The 22,562-nt window shown below is 50.3% G+C and carries 16 protein-coding genes and 1 tRNA gene; 7 read left to right on the forward strand and 10 right to left on the reverse strand.

The window, feature by feature from the left end:
• Positions 1-142: 142 nt before the first annotated feature.
• Complete coding sequence (gene aceA, locus HBA93_RS09590) at positions 143-1,432, reverse strand: isocitrate lyase (protein WP_075654394.1); 1,290 nt, start codon at positions 1,430-1,432, stop codon at positions 143-145.
• A 255-nt stretch (positions 1,433-1,687) separates the two neighbouring features.
• Between aceA and HBA93_RS09595 the strand changes: the two genes are divergently transcribed.
• From HBA93_RS09595 to HBA93_RS09615, 5 genes are all read left to right on the forward strand, one after another.
• Positions 1,688-3,115: a helix-turn-helix domain-containing protein gene (locus tag HBA93_RS09595; protein WP_221723125.1), complete on the forward strand. Its 1,428-nt coding sequence runs from the start codon at positions 1,688-1,690 to the stop codon at positions 3,113-3,115.
• A 333-nt stretch (positions 3,116-3,448) separates the two neighbouring features.
• Entirely contained in the window at positions 3,449-4,561 is a 1,113-nt protein-coding gene (locus HBA93_RS09600) for a polyamine ABC transporter substrate-binding protein (RefSeq protein WP_221723126.1), read from the forward strand.
• A gap of 150 nt (positions 4,562-4,711) precedes the next feature.
• Positions 4,712-5,857, forward strand: a complete 1,146-nt coding sequence (locus HBA93_RS09605; protein ID WP_221723127.1) for an ABC transporter ATP-binding protein — start codon at positions 4,712-4,714, stop codon at positions 5,855-5,857.
• A 179-nt stretch (positions 5,858-6,036) separates the two neighbouring features.
• Positions 6,037-6,948, forward strand: a complete 912-nt coding sequence (locus HBA93_RS09610; protein ID WP_121993772.1) for an ABC transporter permease subunit — start codon at positions 6,037-6,039, stop codon at positions 6,946-6,948.
• Positions 6,948-7,772, forward strand: a complete 825-nt coding sequence (locus HBA93_RS09615; protein WP_121993773.1) for an ABC transporter permease — start codon at positions 6,948-6,950, stop codon at positions 7,770-7,772. Before HBA93_RS09610 ends, HBA93_RS09615 begins: the two co-directional genes overlap by 1 nt.
• Before the next feature lie 61 nt (positions 7,773-7,833).
• Here HBA93_RS09615 and HBA93_RS09620 read toward each other — a convergent pair whose 3' ends face one another.
• Both HBA93_RS09620 and HBA93_RS09625 read right to left on the reverse strand, forming a co-directional pair.
• Positions 7,834-9,816 carry an AsmA family protein gene (locus tag HBA93_RS09620; protein ID WP_221723128.1) on the reverse strand — a complete coding sequence of 661 codons (1,983 nt, stop codon included), beginning with the start codon at positions 9,814-9,816 and terminating at the stop codon, positions 7,834-7,836.
• Positions 9,817-9,967: 151 nt separating this feature from the next.
• Positions 9,968-13,213, reverse strand: coding sequence for a PAS domain S-box protein (locus HBA93_RS09625; RefSeq protein WP_286201843.1), 3,246 nt, complete (start codon positions 13,211-13,213; stop codon positions 9,968-9,970).
• Positions 13,214-13,674: 461 nt separating this feature from the next.
• Here HBA93_RS09625 and HBA93_RS09630 point away from each other — a divergent pair.
• Positions 13,675-13,751 (forward strand) — tRNA-His (locus HBA93_RS09630).
• A 122-nt stretch (positions 13,752-13,873) separates the two neighbouring features.
• Here the strand turns inward: HBA93_RS09630 and HBA93_RS09635 are convergent.
• From HBA93_RS09635 to HBA93_RS09655, 5 genes are all read right to left on the reverse strand, one after another.
• Positions 13,874-14,377 (reverse strand): hypothetical protein, encoded by a 504-nt coding sequence (locus HBA93_RS09635; RefSeq protein WP_221723129.1) that lies wholly within the window; start codon positions 14,375-14,377, stop codon positions 13,874-13,876.
• Positions 14,378-14,511: 134 nt separating this feature from the next.
• Complete coding sequence (xseA, locus tag HBA93_RS09640) at positions 14,512-16,143, reverse strand: exodeoxyribonuclease VII large subunit (protein WP_221723130.1); 1,632 nt, start codon at positions 16,141-16,143, stop codon at positions 14,512-14,514.
• Between the two features lie 278 nt (positions 16,144-16,421).
• Positions 16,422-17,294, reverse strand: coding sequence for a LysR family transcriptional regulator (locus tag HBA93_RS09645; RefSeq protein WP_221723131.1), 873 nt, complete (start codon positions 17,292-17,294; stop codon positions 16,422-16,424).
• Positions 17,295-17,559: 265 nt separating this feature from the next.
• The gene (locus tag HBA93_RS09650) at positions 17,560-18,933 is read right to left on the reverse strand and encodes a glutamate--cysteine ligase (RefSeq protein ID WP_221723132.1); all 1,374 of its coding nucleotides are present in this window, start codon (positions 18,931-18,933) and stop codon (positions 17,560-17,562) included.
• Positions 18,934-19,136: 203 nt separating this feature from the next.
• On the reverse strand, positions 19,137-19,874 hold the full coding sequence (locus HBA93_RS09655) for a 16S rRNA (uracil(1498)-N(3))-methyltransferase (RefSeq protein WP_353619337.1): 738 nt from the start codon (positions 19,872-19,874) through the stop codon (positions 19,137-19,139).
• Positions 19,875-20,349: 475 nt separating this feature from the next.
• On the opposite strand from HBA93_RS09655, the gene HBA93_RS09660 reads away from it, so the two are divergent.
• Positions 20,350-20,490 (forward strand): hypothetical protein, encoded by a 141-nt coding sequence (locus HBA93_RS09660; RefSeq protein ID WP_162994564.1) that lies wholly within the window; start codon positions 20,350-20,352, stop codon positions 20,488-20,490.
• 286 nt (positions 20,491-20,776) lie between these two features.
• Here HBA93_RS09660 and HBA93_RS09665 read toward each other — a convergent pair whose 3' ends face one another.
• On the reverse strand, positions 20,777-20,998 hold the full coding sequence (locus HBA93_RS09665) for a helix-turn-helix domain-containing protein (RefSeq protein ID WP_121993780.1): 222 nt from the start codon (positions 20,996-20,998) through the stop codon (positions 20,777-20,779).
• Between the two features lie 501 nt (positions 20,999-21,499).
• Complete coding sequence (locus HBA93_RS09670; protein WP_221723134.1) at positions 21,500-22,324, reverse strand: aldo/keto reductase; 825 nt, start codon at positions 22,322-22,324, stop codon at positions 21,500-21,502.
• Positions 22,325-22,562: the final 238 nt, after the last annotated feature.

A 22,562-nucleotide genomic window follows, 5' to 3' on the forward strand; every position in this document is an offset into this window, starting at 1 on the left:
CAGGTCGTGAGCTGAAGTTGCGTTTGAGGTGAAAATCCGTAGCCGGAAGGGTGCCATAAGGCTGGGTGAAGGAGAGAAACCGGCTACAGATGGCTGTCATGCAGAGTTGACTGGAGTCCGGCTCTGCTGATCCGTCTTCTGCTTATTCGGCAGCAGGGCGGAACTGGTCATGTTCGGTCGATTCACTCATGGCCGTTGTTGAAGACTGGCCGCCGGTGATCGCCATGGAGACGGCATCGAAATAGCCGGTGCCAACTTCGCGCTGGTGTTTGGTTGCAGTGTAGCCATTAGCTTCTGCCGCAAATTCAGCTTCCTGCAATTCCGAATAAGCCGCCATCTGACGATCTTTGTAGCCGCGAGCCAGTTCGAACATGCCGAAATTGAGCTGATGGAAACCGGCCAGTGTGATGAACTGGAACTTGTAGCCCATCGCACCCAGCTCACGCTGGAATTTGGCGATCGTGGCGTCGTCGAGATTCTTCTTCCAGTTGAACGACGGCGAACAGTTATAGGCCAGCAGCTTGCCCGGATGTGCCTTATGTACGCCTTCGGCAAATTTACGCGCCTGTTCCAGATCGGGTTTCGAGGTTTCGCACCAGATGAGGTCGCAATGCGGAGCATAGGCGACAGCGCGGGCAATACATGGCTCAAGACCGTTTTTCACATGGTAGAAGCCTTCAACAGTGCGACCCTTGTCATAATCAACAAATGGCTGATCGCGCTCATCAATATCCGAGGTCAGCAGCTTGGCGGCTTCCGCATCGGTACGGGCGATAACCAGTGTCGGCGTACCCATAATGTCAGCGGCAAGACGTGCGGCATTCAGATTACGGATATGGGCAGCCGTCGGGATCAGAACCTTGCCGCCGAGATGGCCGCATTTCTTTTCCGAAGCCAGCTGGTCTTCAAAGTGAACACCGGCAGCACCAGCCTCAATGAAAGCCTTCATGATTTCAAAAGCATTCAGCGGGCCGCCGAAACCTGCTTCCGCATCGGCAACAATTGGCGCAAACCATGTGTCTACGGACAGGCCTTTACCTTCAGCGGTTTCAATCTGGTCGGCGCGCTGCAAAGTGCGGTTGATGCGCTTGGCCAGTTCCGGCGCTGCATTAGCCGGATAGAGTGACTGATCCGGATACATGGCGGAAGCCGTATTGGCGTCGGCTGCAACCTGCCAGCCGGAGAGGTAAATGGCCTGCAACCCTGCACGAACCATCTGCATTGCCTGATTGCCGGAGAGGGCGCCCAGTGCATTGACGAAATTTTCCTCATGAATGAGTTTCCACAGGCGGTTGGCACCCATTTCAGCCAGACTGTAGCGGATTTCAACCGAACCGCGCAGGCGCTTTACATCTTCTGCAGTATGCGAACGCTGCAAGCCGTCGAAGCGGCCTTTTGGTGCGGATGGTACCAGATTGTAAAAATCAGTCATGATCAGATATCCTGTAAAACTATATCATCAGGTTTTGTGTTGAGTTGTTGTTTTGTCTGTGACCAGATTTACAGATGCTGAGTTCGGTGGCTAGAAAAATGCGTTATATCAGCATTTTATTCGGGTTATGCTGTGTGTGTTTTGACAATGTGGGTTTGTAAATTTGTAAATTTTGTAAATTTGACAAATCATAGGAATTAGTCACATTCTTTACAGATCCGGTAAATCCGGTTGTTTCTTGGAGGGGGTAGGCCTGTGGCAGAACGTAAAATATTTGCCGGTGCGCGTATCCGGCGTATCCGCAATGAGCGGGCGCTGACACAGGTTGCGATGGCTGAAGATTTGGGTATCTCGCCATCCTATCTCAATCTGATTGAGCGTAATCAGCGGCCGTTAACGGTACAGCTGCTGCTGAAACTGGCCTCGGTCTATAAAGTTGATCTGGATCAGTTACAGGAAGAAACCGGCTCTGTGCTGGCCGGATTAAAAGAAGTGTTTTCCGAGCCGCTTTTGGCAGGTGAATTGCCTGGTGATCAGGAGCTGATTGATATTTGCGAGGCTGCGCCCAATGCGGCTGCGGGCGTACTGAAATTATTCCGCGCCTATCGTGAGCAGCAAAAGCGTCTCACCGACCTGTCCGATATGATGGTGCGCGAGGGCAAAGCACTGAGCCTTGCGCCGACACGCCTGCCATTGGACGAAGTGCGCGAAGTGCTGGCGCGCAGACCCAATTATTTTGAACGCATTGAAGCGGAAGCTGACAGTTTCAGCCGTTTGCTGAAATCGGAAGACGGGCTGGCTGTTGCGTTGAAGCAATGGCTGAAACGTGAGCAGTCGATCACCGTACGTACATTACCAGCAGCGACTATGCCGAACTGGCGGCGGCGCTATGACCGCCACTCATTGCGCTTGTTTATCTCCGAACGCTTGTCAGTTTTCGATCAACTGCGCGAAATTGCTATGGAGGCCGTTTCCATCCGTATGCAGGTGGTGATCGGAGCTGAGCTGGAAGACCTGAAGCTGAGTTCAGCGGAGGCCAAGCGTATCGCGCGGTTTGAACTGCTGCGCTATGCAGCCCATGCTTTGATGATGCCTTACACGTCGTTTCGCGAGGCGGTGCAGCGTGCAAAATATGACATTGATGTGCTGCGCTCGCGTTTCAATGTATCTTTCGAACAGGTGGCGTGTCGTCTGACCACGCTGCAAAAACAAGGCGCTTCCGGCATTGCTTTCTTTTTGCAGGAGATTGATCAGGCGGGTAATCGTTTGCGGCATTTCGGAGCGCAGGGTTTTCCGCAAGCGCGATTTGGCGGTGCCTGCCCGAAGCTGCAGATTTACAATGCTTTTTCTCATCCGCAGCAATATCTGGCGGAGCAGGTGGAACTGCCGGATAAAACGCAATATCTGACCATCAGCCGCACAGTTGAAGGGCCTATGACTGGTTTTGGCGAACAGCCGCGTCGCACAGCGCTGATGCTGGGATGTGATGTGTCTGCGGCGCAGGAAACAGTCTATGCGACCTATCTGGCGGGCATGTCTTCCGGCTCAGCTGTCAGTCCGGTTGGTACGGCCTGTCGTTTATGCGAGAGACAGGCTTGTCTTGCCCGTGCCGAACCACCGCTCACCCGCCCGCTGGCGCTGGATGAAATGGTGTCAGGTTTCTCTGCCTATGACTTCCAATAAAGGGACTTAAGAGCAGGGAAGATTCGGGCATTTTGCCTGTCATGGTTTCTGTGTGGCATATCTTTGAAAGATAAGGCTTATATCCCTGTTCTCAGGTGCCCGTTTTCACCGGATAAAATCCCCCATTGTGCGCCCTGAAGGACACACAAAGTTTAAAATTGTGTTCATTAAATTCAAATAATCGGCGCTATGCGGTTTAAGCGTCATCTTTCCGTTGACGAAAGCAAATTAATCTCAAAAGGTAACGGAGAATGCACATTGAAGGGCAATGTGTGAGGGATGATTTGGCTTGCAAGGCTTTTGCCCCATAAAGCTTTCTGGACGGAGTGACTGATGAAGATCAAAGCCCATTTGCTTTCATATGTTTCTGCCAGCTGTGTGGCACTTGCCGCGCTGCTGCCTGTTCTGCCGGCTGCTGCGCAGGAGCGCGTGCTGAACATCTATAACTGGTCTGATTATATTGATGATTCCATCCTGAAAGATTTCACCAAGGAAACCGGCATCAAAGTCGTTTACGATGTGTATGATTCCAACGAAATCCTTGAGACAAAATTGCTGGCCGGTGGCAGCGGTTATGACATTGTTGTACCTTCTGCTGAATTTATGGGCCGTCAGATTCCGGCAGGTGTTTTCCAGAAACTGGATAAAGACAAACTGCCTAACCTGAAAAATATGTGGGACGAGATCACCAAGCGCACCGTCGCTTATGATCCGGGCAATGAATATTCGGTCAACTATATGTGGGGCACCACAGGGATTGGTTACAACAAAGCCAAAATCAAGGAAGCGCTCGGTGTAGATGAAATCGATAGCTGGGACGTGCTGTTCAAGCCTGAAAATTCGGCAAAGCTGAAAGATTGCGGTATTTATCTGCTGGATTCAGGTAGTGAAATGCTGCGTCCGGCGCTGCATTATCTGGGCTTTGACACCAATAACCCAACCGCTGAAAGCTTCGCCAAGGCGGAAGAACTTTACCTGAGCATCCGTCCGAATATCCGTAAATTCCATTCGTCTGAATATATTAATGCGCTGGCCAATGGCGATATCTGCATGGCTGTCGGCTATTCAGGTGATATTTTTCAGGCACGTGACCGTGCGGAAGAAGCTAAGAACGGTGTGGAAATCGGTTATTCCATTCCGAAAGAGGGCGCTCTGATGTGGTTTGATCAGATGGCTATTCCGGCAGATGCCAAACATGTTGAAGAAGCGCATGAATTTATCAATTATATCATGCGTCCTGAAGTGATCGCCAAGGCTTCTGACTATGTGTTTTACGCCAATGGCAACAAGGCATCGCAGGAATTCATCGATAAGGAACTGCTGAATGATCCGGCGGTTTATCCGCGTGAAGAAGTGATGAAACAACTCTTCGTTCCGATGCCTTACCCGCCGAAAATCAACCAGATGGCAACCCGCACCTGGACCAAGATTGTGACAGGGCACTAAGCAGATCAGGGAACAAACGGGGCAAATGCCCCGTTTGTTTTACAGCCTGTAACAAGCACCACAAACCAGCTGCACAGGTTTCCGGAATTTTATCCGTGACATTTCAAATATGTTTAAGGCTTACAAGACCCGCAATATGAGGGGAACAGCATGAAATCTTTTGGTAGTTTCCGCCGCAAGTTCTCACCCTGGAACGATCCGGCCGCCAAGCCCTATATTTCATTCGAAAACATCGTCAAAAAATTCGACGATGTGACGGTGATTGATGATCTGTCGCTGAATATTTTTAACCGCGAGTTTTTTGCGCTGTTAGGCGCATCCGGTAGCGGTAAATCCACTTTGATGCGTATGCTGGCGGGTTTTGAAGAGCCGACTTCCGGTCGCATCATGCTGGACGGGCAGGATATGCGCGGTATTCCTCCCTATAAACGTCCTGTGAATATGATGTTCCAGTCCTATGCTTTGTTCCCGCATATGACTGTTGAACAGAATATTGGTTTCGGTCTGAAACAGGACGGTATGGCCAAATCGGAAATGGCAGATCGTGTGAACGATATGCTGAAACTGGTGAAGCTGGAGAAATATGCCAAGCGCAAGCCGCATCAGCTTTCCGGTGGTCAACGCCAGCGTGTAGCCTTGGCGCGTGCGGTTGCCAAGCGTCCGAAAGTCTTGCTGCTGGATGAGCCGCTGGGCGCGCTGGATAAAAAACTGCGCGAAGAAACCCAGTTTGAGCTGATGGATTTGCAGATGAATCTCGGCCTGACCTTCCTGATTGTTACCCATGATCAGGAAGAGGCGATGACCATGGCTGACCGTATCGCTGTGCTTGATAAAGGCCAGATCATGCAGGTGGCGACACCGGCAGAAGTCTATGAAGCGCCGAGCAGCAAATTCGTCGCCGATTTTATCGGCAATATTAATATTATTGAGGGCGAAATCAGCCGTTTCGCCAATGGCGTGGCAGATATTGACAGTCCGGCAAATAATGTCGCCATCCGCACCAAAACCGGTAAAGAACTGCATGCCGGTCAGAAGGTCTGGTATGCGATCCGTCCTGAGAAAATCACTATCAGCCGCGAGAAGCCGGAAGATGCGTCGATCAATGCCTTGCAGGGCGAGTTGTGGGATATTGCCTATTTCGGCGATATGAACGTGTTCCATGTGCGACTGCCGAATGGCCGCACTATCAAGGCCTCCAGCATGAACTCCGTGCGCCGCACTGAAGATCCGTTGGGTTATGATGAACAGGTCTGGGTGTCGTTTGAAGATGATGCCGGTATGGTTCTGGTTGCCTGATCACCAAAAGCGCATTCCGAAAAGTGTGAGCGGTTTTCGGATAATATGCGCGTCATTAGAGCGCCGTGCGCCCCATAGGCGCACAAAGGTCGCTCTAACACTTTAAAACTAGAGCATAATTTCATCTAAAACTGTTTCAAGTTTAAGAAATTATGCTCTAAAGAATTGAGGGGTAGTCCATGCAAAAATTGATTGCAGCTATTGCTTCCAGAGCGGTAATCGCCGTGCCTTATATCTGGCTCGGTCTGTTTTTTCTGATCCCGTTCTTCATTGTCTTCAAAATTTCGCTGTCGCAGGTGGCGATGGCGATCCCTGCCTATGATCCGCGCTTTTTCTGGAGCGACGGACTGAGTGTCATCTGGCAGAAAATCCAGCAGTTTTCTTTCGAAAACTATATCTGGCTGACACAGGATTCGCTCTATTACAAAGCCTATTTGTCGAGCGTAAAAATTGCGGCAGTATCGACTTTTCTGGCGCTGCTGATCGGTTTTCCGCTGGCCTATGGCATGGCGCGCGCACCGCTGACACTACGCCCGACCTTGCTGATGCTGGTGATCTTGCCATTCTGGACATCATTCCTCATCCGCGTTTATGCGTGGATTGCGATCCTGAAACCGGAAGGCCTGCTCAACCAGTTTCTGATGTCGCTGAATATTATCGATACGCCGCTGACGATCCTGAATACGGATACCGCGATTTATATCGGTATTGTCTATTCCTATCTGCCATTCATGGTATTGCCGATCTATTCAGCACTGGAAAAGATGGACTATTCACTGATTGAAGCGGCGCAGGATCTCGGTTGCACCCCGCTTAAAGCCTTCTGGAAAATCACATTCCCGCTGGCTTTACCAGGTGTGATCGCCGGTTCGATGCTGGTGTTCATTCCGGCAATCGGTGAGTTCGTGATCCCTGATCTGCTTGGCGGTTCCAGCACATTGATGATCGGTAAGACCCTGTGGAGCGAGTTCTTCTCCAACCGTGACTGGCCGGTTTCTGCTGCCGTGGCGGTGGTGCTGCTGGTTATTCTGGTTATTCCGATTGTGTTGTTCCAGAAAATGCAGACCCGTGCCGATGGGAGTGGCAAATAATGAACACAACATCCTGGTCACGTTTTAACATTGTCTCGGTCGTGCTGGGCTTTGCCTTTCTCTACCTGCCGATTGTGCTGCTGGTGATTTACTCCTTCAATGAATCGCGTCTGGTAACTGTCTGGTCGGGTTTCTCGGTCAAGTGGTATGTCGAGCTTTTCAAAAATCAGGGGCTTAAAGATGCCGCGTGGGTGACGTTACGCGTTGGTGTATTGTCAGCCACGATTGCCACTATCCTCGGTACTCTGGGCGCGCTGGCTTTGACACGCTATACGCGCTTTCGCGGCCGCACCCTGTTCTCCGGCATGATTTATGCTCCGCTGGTAATGCCGGAAGTGATTACCGGCCTGTCCTTGCTGTTGCTGTTTGTGGCTGTCGGTTTTGACCGCGGCTTCTGGACAGTAACACTGGCGCATATCACTTTTGCCATGTGTTTTGTGGCAGTGGTTGTGCAGTCGCGTCTGGTGAGTTTCGACCGCTCACTGGAAGAAGCAGCAATGGATCTCGGTGCGCCGCCGGTGACAACTTTCATGAAAATCACCCTGCCGATTATTCTGCCCGCGGTGGTTTCCGGCTGGATGCTGGCTTTCACTTTGTCACTGGATGATCTGGTAATTGCGAGCTTCACTTCGGGGCCGGGTGCTACAACGCTGCCGATGAAAATCTACAGTCAGGTGCGTCTGGGTGTAACACCGGAGATCAATGCGGTCTGTACATTGCTGATCGGACTGGTGGCAACCGGCGTGATTATCGCATCGGTCGTCAATAAGCGCCGCGTGGTACAGCGCCAGCGTGATGAGCAGGCGGCTTTCCGCCTCGGCTAAGTTTCGTTACAAAAGATATAAACAAAAAGCCGGTGTATCCTATGATGCACCGGCTTTTTGCTTATTTCGATGGTGAGATAAACGGCCTGTCCCATGAGCCGCCAACAAAAAAATGCAGGTTTTCTGCCGGTGGGACGAGCGGCTCTGTTACCGTCAGTTCTGTGGGTTCCGGAGTAGTGACTGGAGCAGGCGGCGTTGCTTCATCACTATCTGCCGGTGTGTCGGCGGTTTCTTTTGCCGGTTGCGGCAAGGTCAATGTGCCGGACAGCGCCAGACTGCGGTCGGTCAGCGGGATAATGCCGGTCAGCGATAAAGCGCCCTGCATGGTCTCCGCTTTGGTGGTTTCCAGTGTGGCCACACCATCGCCAAGCGAGGCTTTGACATCAAGACGCTTGAAATCAAGGCTGACTTTGTCGCGGCGTTGCAGAGCAAAGAATCCCTCGCTTTTCATTTTGGCAATAAAGTCATTGAGGTCGAAACCCAGCATGCGCCCATTATTCAGCGTGAAACTGATTTGCCCGCGCGCATTGCGCAACATGCTTTGCAGGCTTTGCGGTGAGGTTTCAGCTGTCACAGAAAGATTGCCCTGACCACTCAGAATAGGGTCATTCAAGCCGAGAGCTGTTAAAAATGCGGCACTGTCAATATTGGCAGCGTTCAGCCGGACACCGATATTGTCCTGTCCGTCTGCGGTCTGGGACAATTTAATACTGGTCTGGATGGAGCCTTTGAAGGCTTTGGCATCGCCAATATCGAAGATTGCCTGTCCGTCGCGAATTTGCAAGGCAGCAGCAAGGCCGGTCATTTGCGCAGCGCCGATACTGGCATTCTGTGCAGAGAGGCGGATATCAAGATCGGCGCTGTTCAGCAGTCGTGTGTCAATCATGCGTGGCGGGGCATAACGATAGCCGCCGTAATTCTTTGCCTCTTCATCCTCACTGACTTTTGTGACCAGTGTGGTGACAGTGTGAAAGAAAGAGACAGCATTCAAGGTCTGGAATGCCAGAGTGCCGGTCACCACGGGCCGTTGTTTGCCGAAGCCGATTTCCGCAGCACCCTTGGCCGGCATATTATTGAGATTAAGTGCAATATCGGACAATTTAATACGCAGCGGTGTGGCGCTGACATTAGTCTCGATGCTGAAAGCGTCATCTGCAGTGGTACGCAGGGAGTAGCTGGCATCGGATGACAGGCCGACCCAGTGCAGACTTTCGCTGAGCGACGGGCTGGACAGGCTGAACGCACCTTCTGTGAAGATGTTTTCAGAAATATTGCTGCGTCCGTCAAAGCTGATGCTCAGTGGTTTACTGGTTATCTGTGCGCTCATCTGGCTCATGCCGCGCGCCAGCAATAAAAGCGGCTGCGCAACATTCAGATTATAATCCACGGTTTCATCATGCCAGACAGCCTTGCCCTTGACTGTTGCCGCACTGGTTGTCTGCGGCCAGTCGATGCTGGCATTGATCTTGCTGATTTGTTCCTGACGCTCGGTATTACGGGTCGTGAAACCGATACTGCTGTTTTCCAGAACCAGCCTGCCGAAAGGCATGGTTTGTAACTGCTTGTCGTTTTGCTGATCGTTCTCTGTTTTTTTCGCTGTCACATTGCGCGCCTGCCGGATGGCAAGGCCAAGGCGGCCGGAAGATGAGGCCAGTGTATTCACAAATTGCGGTAGGTCTTCTACCGGTTCACTCAAGGCGAAATGCGCATTGATGAGACGGGTTTCAGTAAAGGCAACACGACCGAAGAGGGCATCAAGCGGCGACATTTCCACTTCAATGCGTTCCGCAGCCATAAACGGGGTATTGGTATCCCCCATCTTGCTGACGGTGACATCGCTGAGCGAAGCACGAAAGACCGGAAAGAAGCTCATGCGTGGCGGTTGACGAATCTCAACGCTGTAGCCCGTCCATGCGCTGATATTCTGTGCCAGATGCAGCCGGATGGAATCAGTTGAAACAATATAAGGCAGAGCAGCCAGTGCTCCGGCAAACAGCATTGCTAAAATAACGATAACAGCCAGAACAGGGCGTATCAGCTTCATTGTGTTCCGATCACGTAACAAATTACATCAGGCGAAAATGATTTACAGCATTTTCAGCAAAAGTGTGAAGCGGTTTTGCGTTGGATAATGCGTAACACAAAGAGATAGAGCGATTCTATCGATTCAATATTAACCAGAACCGCTCTAGACCTCACTCCGCGAGAACGCGGGTCGGCGGAAAAGTAATTTCCACAGTCGTGCCCTGTTCCGGTGCAGATTCAATGGAGAACTGCGCACGGTTTGCCTCCACCATGGCTTTCGTCAGAGGCAGACCAAGGCCGGTGCCTTGCTGACGCCAGTCTTTGATGTCGGGATTTTTGAGGGTTTGTGTCTGGCTATTATGATTGCTGACCTGCCGGAAAGGTTTCAGCGCCTGTTCCAGCTCGCTCTGGTTCATGCCGATGCCGGTATCACGCACGCGCATCACCACATGACCTTCCGGCTCATAGCTGGTTGAAACAATCACCTGACCACCCTGACCGGTAAAGCGGATCGCATTGGACAGAAGATTGAGTGCCACCTGACGGATCGAACGGGCATCTGCCACAATATCCGGCAAAAAGGCCGAGAAACTGGAGCGGATAATCACACGCTCCCGATTGGCCTGAGGCTGCATCAGCGCCACAGCTTCAGCCAGTGCATCATTGAGCGCCACAGCTTCAAATTCCAGATCAAGCGCACCGGCTTCAATTTTGGAAATATCCAGAAGGTCGTTGACGAGTGCCAGCACATGATTGCCTGAACGGTGAATGTCACGCAGATATTCACGATAGCGGTCATTCCCGATCGGGCCGAATTTCTCCTCCGCCATCAGTTCGGAGAAGCCGATAATCGCATTCAGTGGTGTGCGGATTTCATGGCTGATCCGCGCCAGAAACTCGGTTTTATGGGTCGAGGCACGTTCAGCTTCCTGACGCGCTGAGGTCAGCTCTTCTTCCGCACGTTTCCATTGCGTAATATCACGCATCACCGCGCAATAGCCTTTGGAGGCAGGCAGTTTGCCGATGGTCATAAATAACGGAATGAAACGTCCCTGCGCTTCACGGCCGATCACTTCCCGCCCGTCATTGAGCAGGCTGGCAACACCATCGCCGGCAAGTCCGTGAATATAGTCAATCGCTGCACGCTGACTTTCAATAGCAAACAAAACGGCGAAGGATTTGCCTGACAATTCATTGATATCATAGCCGAACAGCGCCGCCGCAGACTGGTTGAGCGAACGGATTTTGCCGTCCTGCCCAATAATGACCACGCCGTCTGTGGCAGTATCCAGAATGGACGTCAGTTCATCAATCTGAGTTTGCAATGCATGAAAATCAGGTTGCGGACGATTGTCCGCGGCTGAGTTAACCATTCCGGCATCTTCAGTTTTTGGCTCTGCAGTCTCGGCAGATTGAAATGCCAGTTCTGATTGCAGCTGATGAACCGCATTGTCCTGCGGCGCAGTCTCTGCTGTAATGCTATCGACCAGCTTTAACCGGCTTGGCTGTTTGCTGATATCGTCGTCATTATCAGCTTTCAGTACCAGCTCCGGCAGCAGGCTCAGCATCAGCGCGCGTGCACCCTGCCACGGAACAGACTGGAGATGGGCTTCAACAATCTTATGACCGCCATCGGCGAGGCACAGGATCATACCGCTGAGATTGCTGTCGTCTGACTGGGCAAACAATGCGTCAATGCCACCGGCATGACGCAGATCATCCAGCGAACTATAGCCGGTCATGTCAAAAAATGCCTGATTGGCAAAATGCAGCCGGTCTGCACTGTGGATTAGCACCGGAACCGGCAGGCCGCTCAGCACATGCAGGTCTTCATCCTCCTGCGATGCCATATCGGCTTGTGCCGGTTTTTGTCCGGCTTGTTCGTGATGCTGATTGTGGTTTGCAGGCTGTGTGTCATGCGGATAAGGTATATCTGGTGCTTCAACAGGCAGCTGCGGAGCCGCAATAACCGGCTCCGCCTGCGGAAGTACGGGGGTATCTGCCGCAGTAGGCTGCTCTGTTGCTGGAGATTTAGGTGTTTTCTGGAGAACCTCACGGCGCAAACGATCGGCTATCTCGCGGAAGGCACTGCGCTCGGTTGGCGATAAGCCGTTTTCCGGACGGGCAGGGCGGATTTCCGCAATAATATTGGCCTTATCTGCAGGAGGGATCTCGCTGGCTGGCTCAGTATCCTGCTGACGCTTCTGCGAAGCGCGCAGCGCTTCCATCAGAATGATTTTCTCACTGGAAAGAGGTGCGTTTTTCGCATCATCGGTTTGGGGTGCAGGTGCGTCCGGTACGACAGGCCCTGATATCAAGGCCATGCCAATGGCTTCAGGATCCTGCTCTGTCAAAGAGGGATAGAGAACGCCAAAACCGCTGAAACCGGAGAAGGCCTTGTCGCGCGCAAAAGCAGGTAATGCAGCGAGATCAACAGGAACGCGTTGATCTGTGCCCTGAACAGGCCAGAAAATTCTTTTGCCTGACCATGTTTCCTGTTGTTTCAACAGGGCGGTAATAACACCATCATTATCGAAGCCGAAAACTTTAGCCACATCAGAAAATTTACGGCCGATAATATCAGCGGCATTGTCGCCGACAATTGCTGCAAATTCCGGTGAGATTTCCGTAAAACGGCTGTCAGCATCTACTTTCCAGATAAACCGTGCAGGGGCGCTTTCTTCAGCCGCAGGTACAGTAGTTTCCGGATCGATTTTTGTGCTTTCAGCGGCTTCAGAGGTCTCAGCTGCATCCGGTGCGGGTGCAACTGAAACAGCACTATCCTGCACCTTCTCAACGATAAAGAGATAAGGTGCCTGTTCATTCTGATCGTCAAGGCGGATCATCATTGCGGGCAGGGTGCTTTGGCCGGCGCGTACACGACGGCGCACAATGCCATCGGCTTCATCCTGCGCTTCAACGATCAGATCAGCCAAAGTGTTGCTGTTGATGTTCAGGGCATCAAACTGCACATCGCTGTTCAGAATGGTTCCGTCTGCCTGCACTTGCACAAGATGATGATGGGGCAAAGGCGGAATAATGTTGTTTGCTGTATCTGTTGCAGCTGTAGTCATGAGAATGACCGGCTCATGAGTATGTGCCAGCGACAGCGGTGTTACAGTGCATTGCTGCAAGGCTGAGTGCAAACCGCCGCCCAGGCGCAGCATAATTGTCTTCGCGCTCTCTGTGTTAAGATCGAGAGCCGAAATCTGACGCCGTGTCTGCGGGCTGAAATCCGCATTCTGTCCGATAAGTGCTGCTGCTACATCTTCCCCGAGAAGACGGGCGCCGCTGTCATTTGCCCAGAGTACAGTTTGCAGATCGTGCGACAGCACCAGCATTGCGTCTCCCCTTGCGAGAGCCGCACGGATGCCGGAAAGAGGGATCAGCTCCATGAAATCCAGATGCTGTTGCATATATTTAGTTCCGTACCCGACCAATAACTGATTTGATCTGTCTTAAGCTGTTGTCTGTTATCGGAAAATTTTGGTCCCGACAGAGAATTTACAGGCATTATCACCACAAAGCGGGCGGTTCTGACAAACACTTTCTTAACTATTAGTTAATGTCCCCAAGGGGCAAAGCACTGTCTGATGAAACTTGCGGATAATAATCTCCTGCTGCGGCTTCATCTGTCAGGGCGCATTATAGTTAATCAGTGGTAAATACAGGGTTTACATGGCATAATCATGATGAAAACATAAAAGCACTGCATTGGTTTTCCGGTTTTTCAGGCAGGCAGAATGAAATCCTGAGCAATAATCCGGTAAGGCATCATATTTTCACAAAGTTTTTTTGATATATGCTTGCAATATGCGATGATTTTACGTATCTGACCCCTATCGGCAGCCTGATTGATTCACTGCCGGATTGGTACGCGGTCGTAGCTCAGTTGGTTAGAGCGCAGGATTGTGGCTCCTGAGGTCAGTGGTTCAACTCCACTCGACCGTACCATTCCAAATTTCCCGATTTTATATCAATAGATTATGATCTGATGCCTCATCTGTAGGCAGAGCAGTTTTGTATTTATTTTGACAAAAGCGGAGATGCTCCGCTTTTGTCCGGTATGATTTTGCTTAATAGTTCCGGCTCGGATCGACGTGGATATTGCCATCGTCATAGACCTGAATTTTCACATCCGGATTTCCCTCAAATATCTGATATTCAACCCCGCGACGCATTTTCCATTGATAGCCGCGCTGAGGATCAGAGGCATTCGAGGGCTCCCATTTCATTTCTGAAAATTCTTTGCCCTGAGACCAGCGATTTTCTTTTTTGGCAAAGACCTTGCTTGGCGTGTCAGTCTGATCGCGCAAATTGAAATCGTAATAATTTTTACGATCCTGAAGAAGAATATCGCGGGCATTTTTCAGGGGCTTGCCCTTTTCATCAACCTTATCACGATCACTGATATGTGCCGTATAGGTCTCAACCAGTTTGGCTGGTTTTGATGTATCATTGCTTGCAGATACTGGCTGATTTTGGCTGGCTACGGGCTTGTCCGTCTGTGTTGCACTTGTTGTGCATGCTGTAAGCACGGAAAGCGATGTAAAGACTGTAATAATGCCTGTATACTTCAATCTTTCTCTCCCCCGCTGATTGAAGTCGCAGATATATGTTATTTTTTACGCTATTAAAACTATAGAAATGTGTCTCTTCCGCTAGTGACAGGCGAAATAGTAAAAATAAATCTGAATAGACTGCCGGATATATTTTAGAAAAGCGTTCCCTGACCGCTGTCTTTGGCACGCGGAGCTTTAGTTTTCTTGTCTTTGGCAGGTGGTTCGGCAGATTGCATTTTTGGAGTCTGAGCTGCCGGAGCTGGCGCTGAACCATCCGCAATGACGGAGCGATCACCGTCATGAAAGCGCAGTGTCAGATTTTCGCCTGTTTGCACTGCCGCTGCTGCTTTAACCGGCAGCCCCTGATCGTTCAGTACAATAGCAAAGCCACGCTTGAGGACACTTGTATGGGACAAGGTTTCCATCAGTCGGGACAGCTCCAGACTGCGGGTACGGTATTTCTGCAGGCTATGACGCATGGCTTGATCGCCGCGCCGTTGCAGATTGGCAATATTGAGCGCCCATTGACGGGAGCGGCGCAGGATCAGCTCGCCGGTCAGTCTTGATGATGTCTGTCGCAGCAAGTTGCGGCTGTTCTGCGTTTTGAGAGACAGGCCTCTCGGCAGGCGCTGATTGAGCTGTTGCAACTGCAAGCGGCGCTCTCTGATCTGCTGATTGAGCAGGCGCGGGGAGAGGTGGCGCTTCAGACCATCAAAACGCGCACGTTTTTGCTCTGTGCTAACCAGCAGCGCGCGGCCCAGTCTGGAGCCTGCTTCATCGAAGCGGCGTCTAGGCAAGGCAAGCAACTGATCGGTCGACGGCAATGCTCTTTGCAAAGCGCGATAGGATTCACGCCGCCTGTCGATCAGACGTGTCATGGCTGATGCCAGTCGTGCACTGTAAGATGCGAGTTGTGCCTGCAAATCTGTACGAACCGGCACGGCCATTTCTGCTGCGCCGGTTGGTGTCGGGGCACGCATATCCGCCGCAAGATCAATCAGTGTCCAGTCGGTTTCGTGCCCTACAGCTGAGATAACCGGAATATCGGAGGCCGCAACTGCGCGTACTACATTCTCATCATTAAAGCCCCAGAGATCTTCCAGACTGCCGCCGCCACGGGCAACAATCAGCACATCCGGTCGGGGCAGCACTTCGCCGAAATAGGCTGAGTTGAAACCGGCAACGGCACGGGAAACTTCCTCTCCGGTTGTCTCGCCCTGCACACGAACCGGCCAGACCAGTACATGCAGAGGAAAACGATCGGTAATCCGGTGAATAATATCACGGATTACCGCGCCGGTCGGAGAGGTGATGACGCCGATGGTGCGCGGCATGAACGGCAGCAATTGCTTGCGGTCTGCATCAAACAGCCCTTCACGTGCCAGCCGCTGTTTACGCTCTTCGAGCAAAGCCATCAGTGCACCGGCACCGGCAGGCTCCATCTGCTCAATCACGATCTGATATTTGGATGAACCCGGATAGGTCGTGAGTTTGCCGGTGGCAATCACTTCCATACCTTCTTCCGGCCGGAATTTAATGCGGCTCATGGAGCCGCGCCAGATCACAGCCTCAATCCGCGCACGCTCATCCTTGAGGGCGAAATAAGCGTGGCCAGAAGAATGCGGACCGCGATAACCGGAGATTTCGCCGCGCACCCGCACATGACTGAACGTATCCTCAACAGTACGTTTCAGCGCACCGGATATTTCCGATACAGAGTATTCCGCAACATTGGTCGCGTTGTTTTCTGTCTGACGGTCGGGCGAATCTGGAAAAAAACTCATGACTCTATTGGCCATTTTATGGGCTTGGCGGTCAAGAGACTTTGCTGTTGTCCAGCGTGAAACGGCCGGGGCAGAGCACTTCACAGTCCAATAGAATCAATCAGGTACCCGTGACAACGCTACCAAACTGAGAATCTGGAGCGAACACTATGATCCGATTTGAATATAATCCGCTCCGATCGGGCAAAATATGCGCAAAACAAAAAAGTTAGGGCGTCGCTCTGATTTAATCAGACCGAAATGCGCTCTAAAAACAATTTTACCGGAAATGGCTTTGATTATTCAGAAAAGCGGATCGGTTTACGAAAACTGGATTTAATAGCAGCTGCGATCAGGTCAATGGCGGGTGCATGAATGCCCTGCGCGCGAATGAGAGATAAAGCACAGGATGGCAGTTTGGGGAAACCGTCTTCCTCATTGAGTACGCGCATGCCGCTTCCCATCATATTATCAGGCAGGATCGAAATTGCGCTGCCGGAACGCACCGCCATAAGTATGGAGCGTGCGGAGGATGTGGATAAAACGATACGATATTCGCGTTGCATCGTATTGAGATTATCCGTCAGCACTTTGCGCCAGCCGCAATTTGTCTTGTTCATCGCCAGCGGTATAACGGGCTCTTCATGCGGAGAGTTTTCAGCTGAGGTTGCCCATACGAAACGGCTGGTATTCAGAACCTTTGAGCGTTTTTGCCCTGTATTATGCGTGATGAGAGCAAGATCCAGCGCTCCGCGCCGGATATGGTCAATCAGCGCATCCGTCTGCTCACAATGCAAAATGGTTTCAATCGCCGGATAATCACGGAATATGGGCTGCAATGCATCCTGCACCATATGCTCCAGATAAACGTCAGGAAGGCCGATGCGTATATTGGCCTGTATCTTATCTGTGCGGAATGAGGCGACTGTTTCATTATTCAGCTCTATAAGACGCCTTGCATAATTTAACAGTTTTTCGCCATGCGGCGTGAGCAGGAGATGGCGCCCTTCACGGGCAAATAGCGGTTTGCCGATACGCTCTTCAAGGCGGCGGATCTGCATGGAAATTGCAGACTGGGTTCTGAAAACACTGTCTGCCGTTTTGGTGAAACTACCGGTTTCGGCAATCAGCAGAAAAGTACGCAACTGATCCAGGTCAAGTAGTGTCTGCATGCCATGCTCCGGTTAAGTTCCGGTAATCATATGGAATATCTTAATGAAGGCAAATGATTTTATTGTAATTTTTTAGTATATTTACGTGTGGAAATATAAAATAAGATAAATTTAATATATTGTGGTTTGCTTTTATTAAGACCTGTTCAGCTTTGTTAAGAAAATCATTATGTATGCTGACGCAAAGTCAGGTGTATTTTACAAAATAATAAAAAAGCGGCTGCATTTTTTGAAACGCACAGCCGCTCTTTATCAGTAAAGGCAATTAGTATGAATAGGCCTTAAAGACCGGCTCTACAGACTGGTTCCAGTCGCTGCTGAAATGAGACAGCATTACCTCTGCCAATGGTTTTCCGGACTGAATGATCGCTTCCAGCGGCTCAAGATAGATACTCTCGTCACGGCCGTTTTCATCCGTCTGTTTGCGGTTCTTAAGGCCCTGAGAGGCGATTGCGACAGCTTGTGCTGCAATATCTGCGACTTTACCCTTGCCGAAGACTGTGGCAAGGCCGCTTGCAGGCACGGCATTACGCATTGCAACCACTTGTTCGAAGTCCCAATCCTTCGTCAGATCCAGCGCCGCATTCAATGCATCCTGATCGTAGAGCAGGCCAACCCAGAAAGCGGAAAGTGCTGCAATATGGGACAGAGGACCGCCGTCAGCTCCGCGCATTTCAAGAAAGCGCTTAAGGCGGACTTCGGGAAACAGTGTGGAAATATGGTTTGCCCAGTCGCCCATATTGGGCTGCCCGACAGACGGATGATCCTTCATCGCGCCATTCAGAAACTGGCGGAATGTAATATGGGTGCAGTCAATATAATGGCCGCCGCGCATAATGAAATACATCGGCACATCCAGTGCCCAGTCTACATAATCAGCAAAACCGAAGCGTTCTGAAAACACAAATGGCAGGACGCCTGCGCGTCTGTTATCCGTGTCGCGCCAGATGTCGGAGCGCCATGATTGCAGGCCGTTTGTTTTGCCTTCTGTGAATGGTGAGGAAGCAAAAAGCGCTGTCGCAACGGATTGCAGCTTCATGCTGACCTGCATTTTGTGGCGCATATCCGTTTCAGAACCGAAGTCCAGATTCACCTGAATGGTTGAGGTGCGATACATCATGTCCAGTCCCTGGCTGCCAACTTTAGGCATATAGGCTGTCATGATGGCATAACGGGATTTCGGCATTACCGGCGTTTCGGCGCGCGTCCATTTCGGGCTGCCGCCCATACCAAGGAAGCGGATGCCGAGCGGCGTGGCGATGGTTTGCACATCTTTCAGATGTTGGCTTGCTTCCGCATAGGTCTGGTGAATGGTTTGCAGCGGCGCACCGGAGAGCTCAAACTGACCGCCGGGTTCCAGAGAGATTGCGCCCTGGCCTTGCGGGCTGACCAGTCCGATCAGTTTGCCTTCGTCAATGATAGGATCCCAGCCAAGGCGCTGTTGCATCGCTTCCAGAATGGCGCGGATACCTTGCGTACCCTCATATGGAACAGGGCTGTTATCTTTGGTGTAATAGGGAAATTTCTCATGTTCAGTGCCGATGCGCCATTTGTCCTGTGGCTTACAGCCTTCTGCGAGATATTCAGCCAGTTCCTCAATGCCGGAAATAGCTGTTTCGTCTGTGGTATCCCGAGCCATGCTTTGCATTACCCTATTTTGTAGTTGTCACTATTCATATATGTGATTGGCGTTTTTTTACCCAACACGCAAGTGGAATTATTTGGCCGAATTATTTGGAACGATAGCAGGACGCGTAATTGAGCCTTGTCCTGTTGCGAAGAACCCTGAAAAAAATGCGCTATTGCCGGAATTATGCGGTGACCGGTGCATAAAAAACGCAATCAATGCCAGTCGCCGATGCTTGCCTGAATCACAGCCATAGCGGCTACCGCAGCGGTATCTGCACGTAAAATTCTGGGGCCAAGCGGAATCGCAGTGACAAAGGACTGCTTATGCAGATATTGACGCTCATCTTCTGAGAAACCTCCCTCAGGGCCGATGAAGACGCCGGCAGGTTTGCCTTTCAGACTGGTCAAGAGTGGCAGAGGATTGTTGCCTTCAGCGGCCTCGTCGCAGAATATCAGTGCGCGCGCCTCATCCCATTGTTCCATGAATTTATCAAAACGTAACGGCTCTCTGTATTCCGGCAAAGACAGGATTCCGCATTGTTCTGCGGCTTCACGCATATTGGCCTGCATCCGCTCACTGTTAAGCTTGGGCATCTGACAGTGCTGGGTGATAACCGGCTGTAATACAGAAGCGCCCATTTCTACGGCCTTCTGGATGATATAATCCATGCGGCCGGTTTTCAGCGGGGCAAAACAATAATAAAAATCAGGCGCTTCCGGCTGTGGGCGTGTCTGCTCGGCAGGATGCAGAGAAACGCGTTTTTTGCCTGTTTGCTCTATGTGAGCCAACCATTCACCGTCGCGCCCGTTAAATAGCAAAATCTTGTCACTGTCCCGCATGCGCAGAACATTGAGCAGGTAATGTGCCATATCCGCCGGAGCCTCAATGGGGTGATCCGGTTGCAGAGGGAGGTCAATAAGCAGTCGTTGCATTCTGTAATTTGCGCGCATGGGCTACGGATGGCAGAGAGAAGGCCGGCAGGTCAAGTGATAAAGAGTTCTGTAGCCTGTGAGCAAAAAACAGAGCGGTAAAATAGGCGGAGAAATCCTCGGTCAAAGAAAATCTGGCGGTCATTTGTGGTGCTGTAATTGTACTTATCACGGAGACTCACTGCGGTGGCTCAGCCGGAAATTCGGAGCTTGGGCGGCGCATTTTGCTTATGCGTAAAGATCTATGGTTACTATTTGATTGAGTGAGATCGGGTTTTTATGCTGCATAGGGGCGTTTCAGTTGCTGATCTGCCACAATGAAAATCAAACTGATTTTTGTATGTGTTTTTAGCGTGTATCTTGCGCATGTTTTATTGCTGTTAAGATCGCCTGCTTATATCTGGAAGCACCTTTCAACAATGCTGAGTCCGTGTGCATTCTTATGCAATGTGCCGGTTCATGCTGAATTTAGTCCGCTTCCGGGAGACTTGTTTCCATGTCCGCAAAGAGCGCCACGCTCCTGACTGTCCTTATGCTGTCTGCAATCCTGTTTACCGGATTGGGCTTGCTTTCCGTTGAAACCGGCGGCAGTGCTGTTGCAAATGACGGATACGGAATTTCGTCCTTCCATCATTAAGGCATGTCCGGCAAAACCGGGAACCGGTTTTGCGTGAGGCAAATGCGCAGAAATAAATAATCCGAGCGGTTCCTGCAAGTCAGCCATAACCGGAGTTGCTCTGATAAAGTTCGGGATTGACTGATATTTCTCTGACGGGGAATATTCATTTTTCATGAAAAAGCCGCGCAGGTCACTGATCGCGCGGCTTTTTTGTGTCTGATTTTCAGGGAGTCCTGTATTTGTTCAGTCGTTGATTGCATTTAATGCTTTTCTGCGAGCGGGCATTGCCACGCGGCCGGTTGCATTAATGCGGAGTGCCGACCTCATCGCGATATTCGAGAATGTCGCCTGGCTGGCACTCAAGGACGCGGCAGATTTTTGCCAGTGTTTCAAAACGTATACCGCGTACTTTTCCGGATTTGAGCAGGGATACATTGGGTTCAGTGATGCCTATATCAGCAGCAAGCTGGCGTGAGCGGATTTTTTTACGTGCTAAAACAACATCGAGATTGACAACAATTGACATTTTTCACCTTAAAAAATTGAATAAAAATAAATTTATACTTGGCTCTGTTTTAGTTTTTAAAATTGCATGGAATTTTCATAATCTGATTTCGGAAAAAACCGGAAATACAATAAATTAACAGGCGGAAAAAAATCGTCCTTTCTCTATTGGAAATTTATAACTCATCATATGAAAAAAACCATAAATGGATACTGCAATAAAATGCAGGTAATAAAAAGGTAGTTGTTAATTTTAAATTGTAATTTACATGTAATGGTTAATTAATTTTATATTATTTTGTATTTATAAAATTAGATTATTTAATAAATATTTGTTTATTAATTTATTATTTAAGTAAAATTATATTAAATATTTTATTTGATTTGTATATTGTTTTTTTGATTTGAGGTTTTTCCGATTTTTTCGGCGTTAAAGATAAAAGCACCCGTATAAAACTATACGAGTGCTTCACTGATCAGTCAGAATTCTGAAAATATATGCAGGGCTCCAGCTTAATGCGGATTAGCCGAAGGTTGTCGGATCTGGTCCGATGCGTCCGTCAGAGGCATCCAGCTTGTCGATTTCATCATGTTCAATGCCCAGAAGTTTGAAATCTGTGACTTCAAAATTTTCTTTAATGCGGGCAGGGGTGACCGATTTTGGAATGACAACATTGCCGATATCCAGATGCCAGCGCAGAATGACCTGAGCGACAGATTTGCCATGGTTGGCCGCAATGGCTTTTAAAACCGGATTATCCAGAATTTTGCCCTGTCCGAGCGGGCTCCATGCTTCTGTGGCGATATTATGCTGCTGATGGAACTGGCGCAGATTATCCTGCTGGAAGTATGGATGCAGTTCTATCTGATTTATGGCTGGTACAACATCTGTTTCACGTAAAATACGCTGCAGATCAGCGGTGCGGAAATTGGAAACGCCGATTGATTTTACACGGCCTTCTTCACGCAATTTGATGAGTGCGCGCCATGTATCAAGGAATTTATCTTTATTCGGCATTGGCCAGTGAATGAGATAAAGATCAAAATAATCTGTACCGAGGCGCTCAGCCGAAGTATCGAAAGCCTTCAGAGTGGAATCATAACCCTGATCGTCATTCCAGACTTTCGTTGTCAGAAAAATATCCTGACGTGCGATGCCGGAATTACGGATTGCCTGACCGACACCCTTTTCATTCTTGTAAATTGCGGCAGTATCAATGTGACGGTAGCCGGTTTCAAGCGCGGTTGTCACACTGGCGACGGCTTCTTCATCGCTGATCTGCCATACACCGAAACCCAGTTGCGGAATGGAGTTGCCGTCGTTCAGTTTGATCGCAGCTACGGTCATGTCCTTATTCCTTTTCTGTTTTTTGCGCCGGTAATTTCATCGCATTATTTGGGATGGGCCGGCGAAGCACTTTGCAGAACCCAATCTTGAATCAGTTCTTACAGTTTTTGCAAGTCCGGCTTATGTCAAAAGCGATAAATTCTTGGGGGTGGTTTTTCGCAAGCCTGTCTGTCACCGGACAGATTTCTTCTTTCGCGATGTAATGCCGGACAGAGGGTCGGAGGCGAGATACGAATAT

It is taken from the genome of Ochrobactrum sp. SFR4, from assembly GCF_019730395.1.
Taxonomy (GTDB): domain Bacteria; phylum Pseudomonadota; class Alphaproteobacteria; order Rhizobiales; family Rhizobiaceae; genus Pseudochrobactrum.

Bases quoted from the DNA above. Each gene is read 5' to 3' on its own strand.
- aceA (WP_075654394.1), bottom strand. From the start codon at position 1,432: ATGACTGATTTTTACAATCTGGTACCATCCGCACCAAAAGGCCGCTTC.
- HBA93_RS09600 (WP_221723126.1), top strand. From the start codon at position 3,449: ATGAAGATCAAAGCCCATTTGCTTTCATATGTTTCTGCCAGCTGTGTG.
- HBA93_RS09605 (WP_221723127.1), top strand. From the start codon at position 4,712: ATGAAATCTTTTGGTAGTTTCCGCCGCAAGTTCTCACCCTGGAACGAT.
- HBA93_RS09610 (WP_121993772.1), top strand. From the start codon at position 6,037: ATGCAAAAATTGATTGCAGCTATTGCTTCCAGAGCGGTAATCGCCGTG.
- HBA93_RS09615 (WP_121993773.1), top strand. From the start codon at position 6,948: ATGAACACAACATCCTGGTCACGTTTTAACATTGTCTCGGTCGTGCTG.
- HBA93_RS09620 (WP_221723128.1), bottom strand. From the start codon at position 9,816: ATGAAGCTGATACGCCCTGTTCTGGCTGTTATCGTTATTTTAGCAATG.
- HBA93_RS09625 (WP_286201843.1), bottom strand. From the start codon at position 13,213: ATGCAACAGCATCTGGATTTCATGGAGCTGATCCCTCTTTCCGGCATC.
- xseA (WP_221723130.1), bottom strand. From the start codon at position 16,143: ATGAGTTTTTTTCCAGATTCGCCCGACCGTCAGACAGAAAACAACGCG.
- HBA93_RS09645 (WP_221723131.1), bottom strand. From the start codon at position 17,294: ATGCAGACACTACTTGACCTGGATCAGTTGCGTACTTTTCTGCTGATT.
- HBA93_RS09650 (WP_221723132.1), bottom strand. From the start codon at position 18,933: ATGGCTCGGGATACCACAGACGAAACAGCTATTTCCGGCATTGAGGAA.
- HBA93_RS09655 (WP_353619337.1), bottom strand. From the start codon at position 19,874: ATGCGCGCAAATTACAGAATGCAACGACTGCTTATTGACCTCCCTCTG.
- HBA93_RS09660 (WP_162994564.1), top strand. From the start codon at position 20,350: ATGTCCGCAAAGAGCGCCACGCTCCTGACTGTCCTTATGCTGTCTGCA.
- HBA93_RS09665 (WP_121993780.1), bottom strand. From the start codon at position 20,998: ATGTCAATTGTTGTCAATCTCGATGTTGTTTTAGCACGTAAAAAAATC.
- HBA93_RS09670 (WP_221723134.1), bottom strand. From the start codon at position 22,324: ATGACCGTAGCTGCGATCAAACTGAACGACGGCAACTCCATTCCGCAA.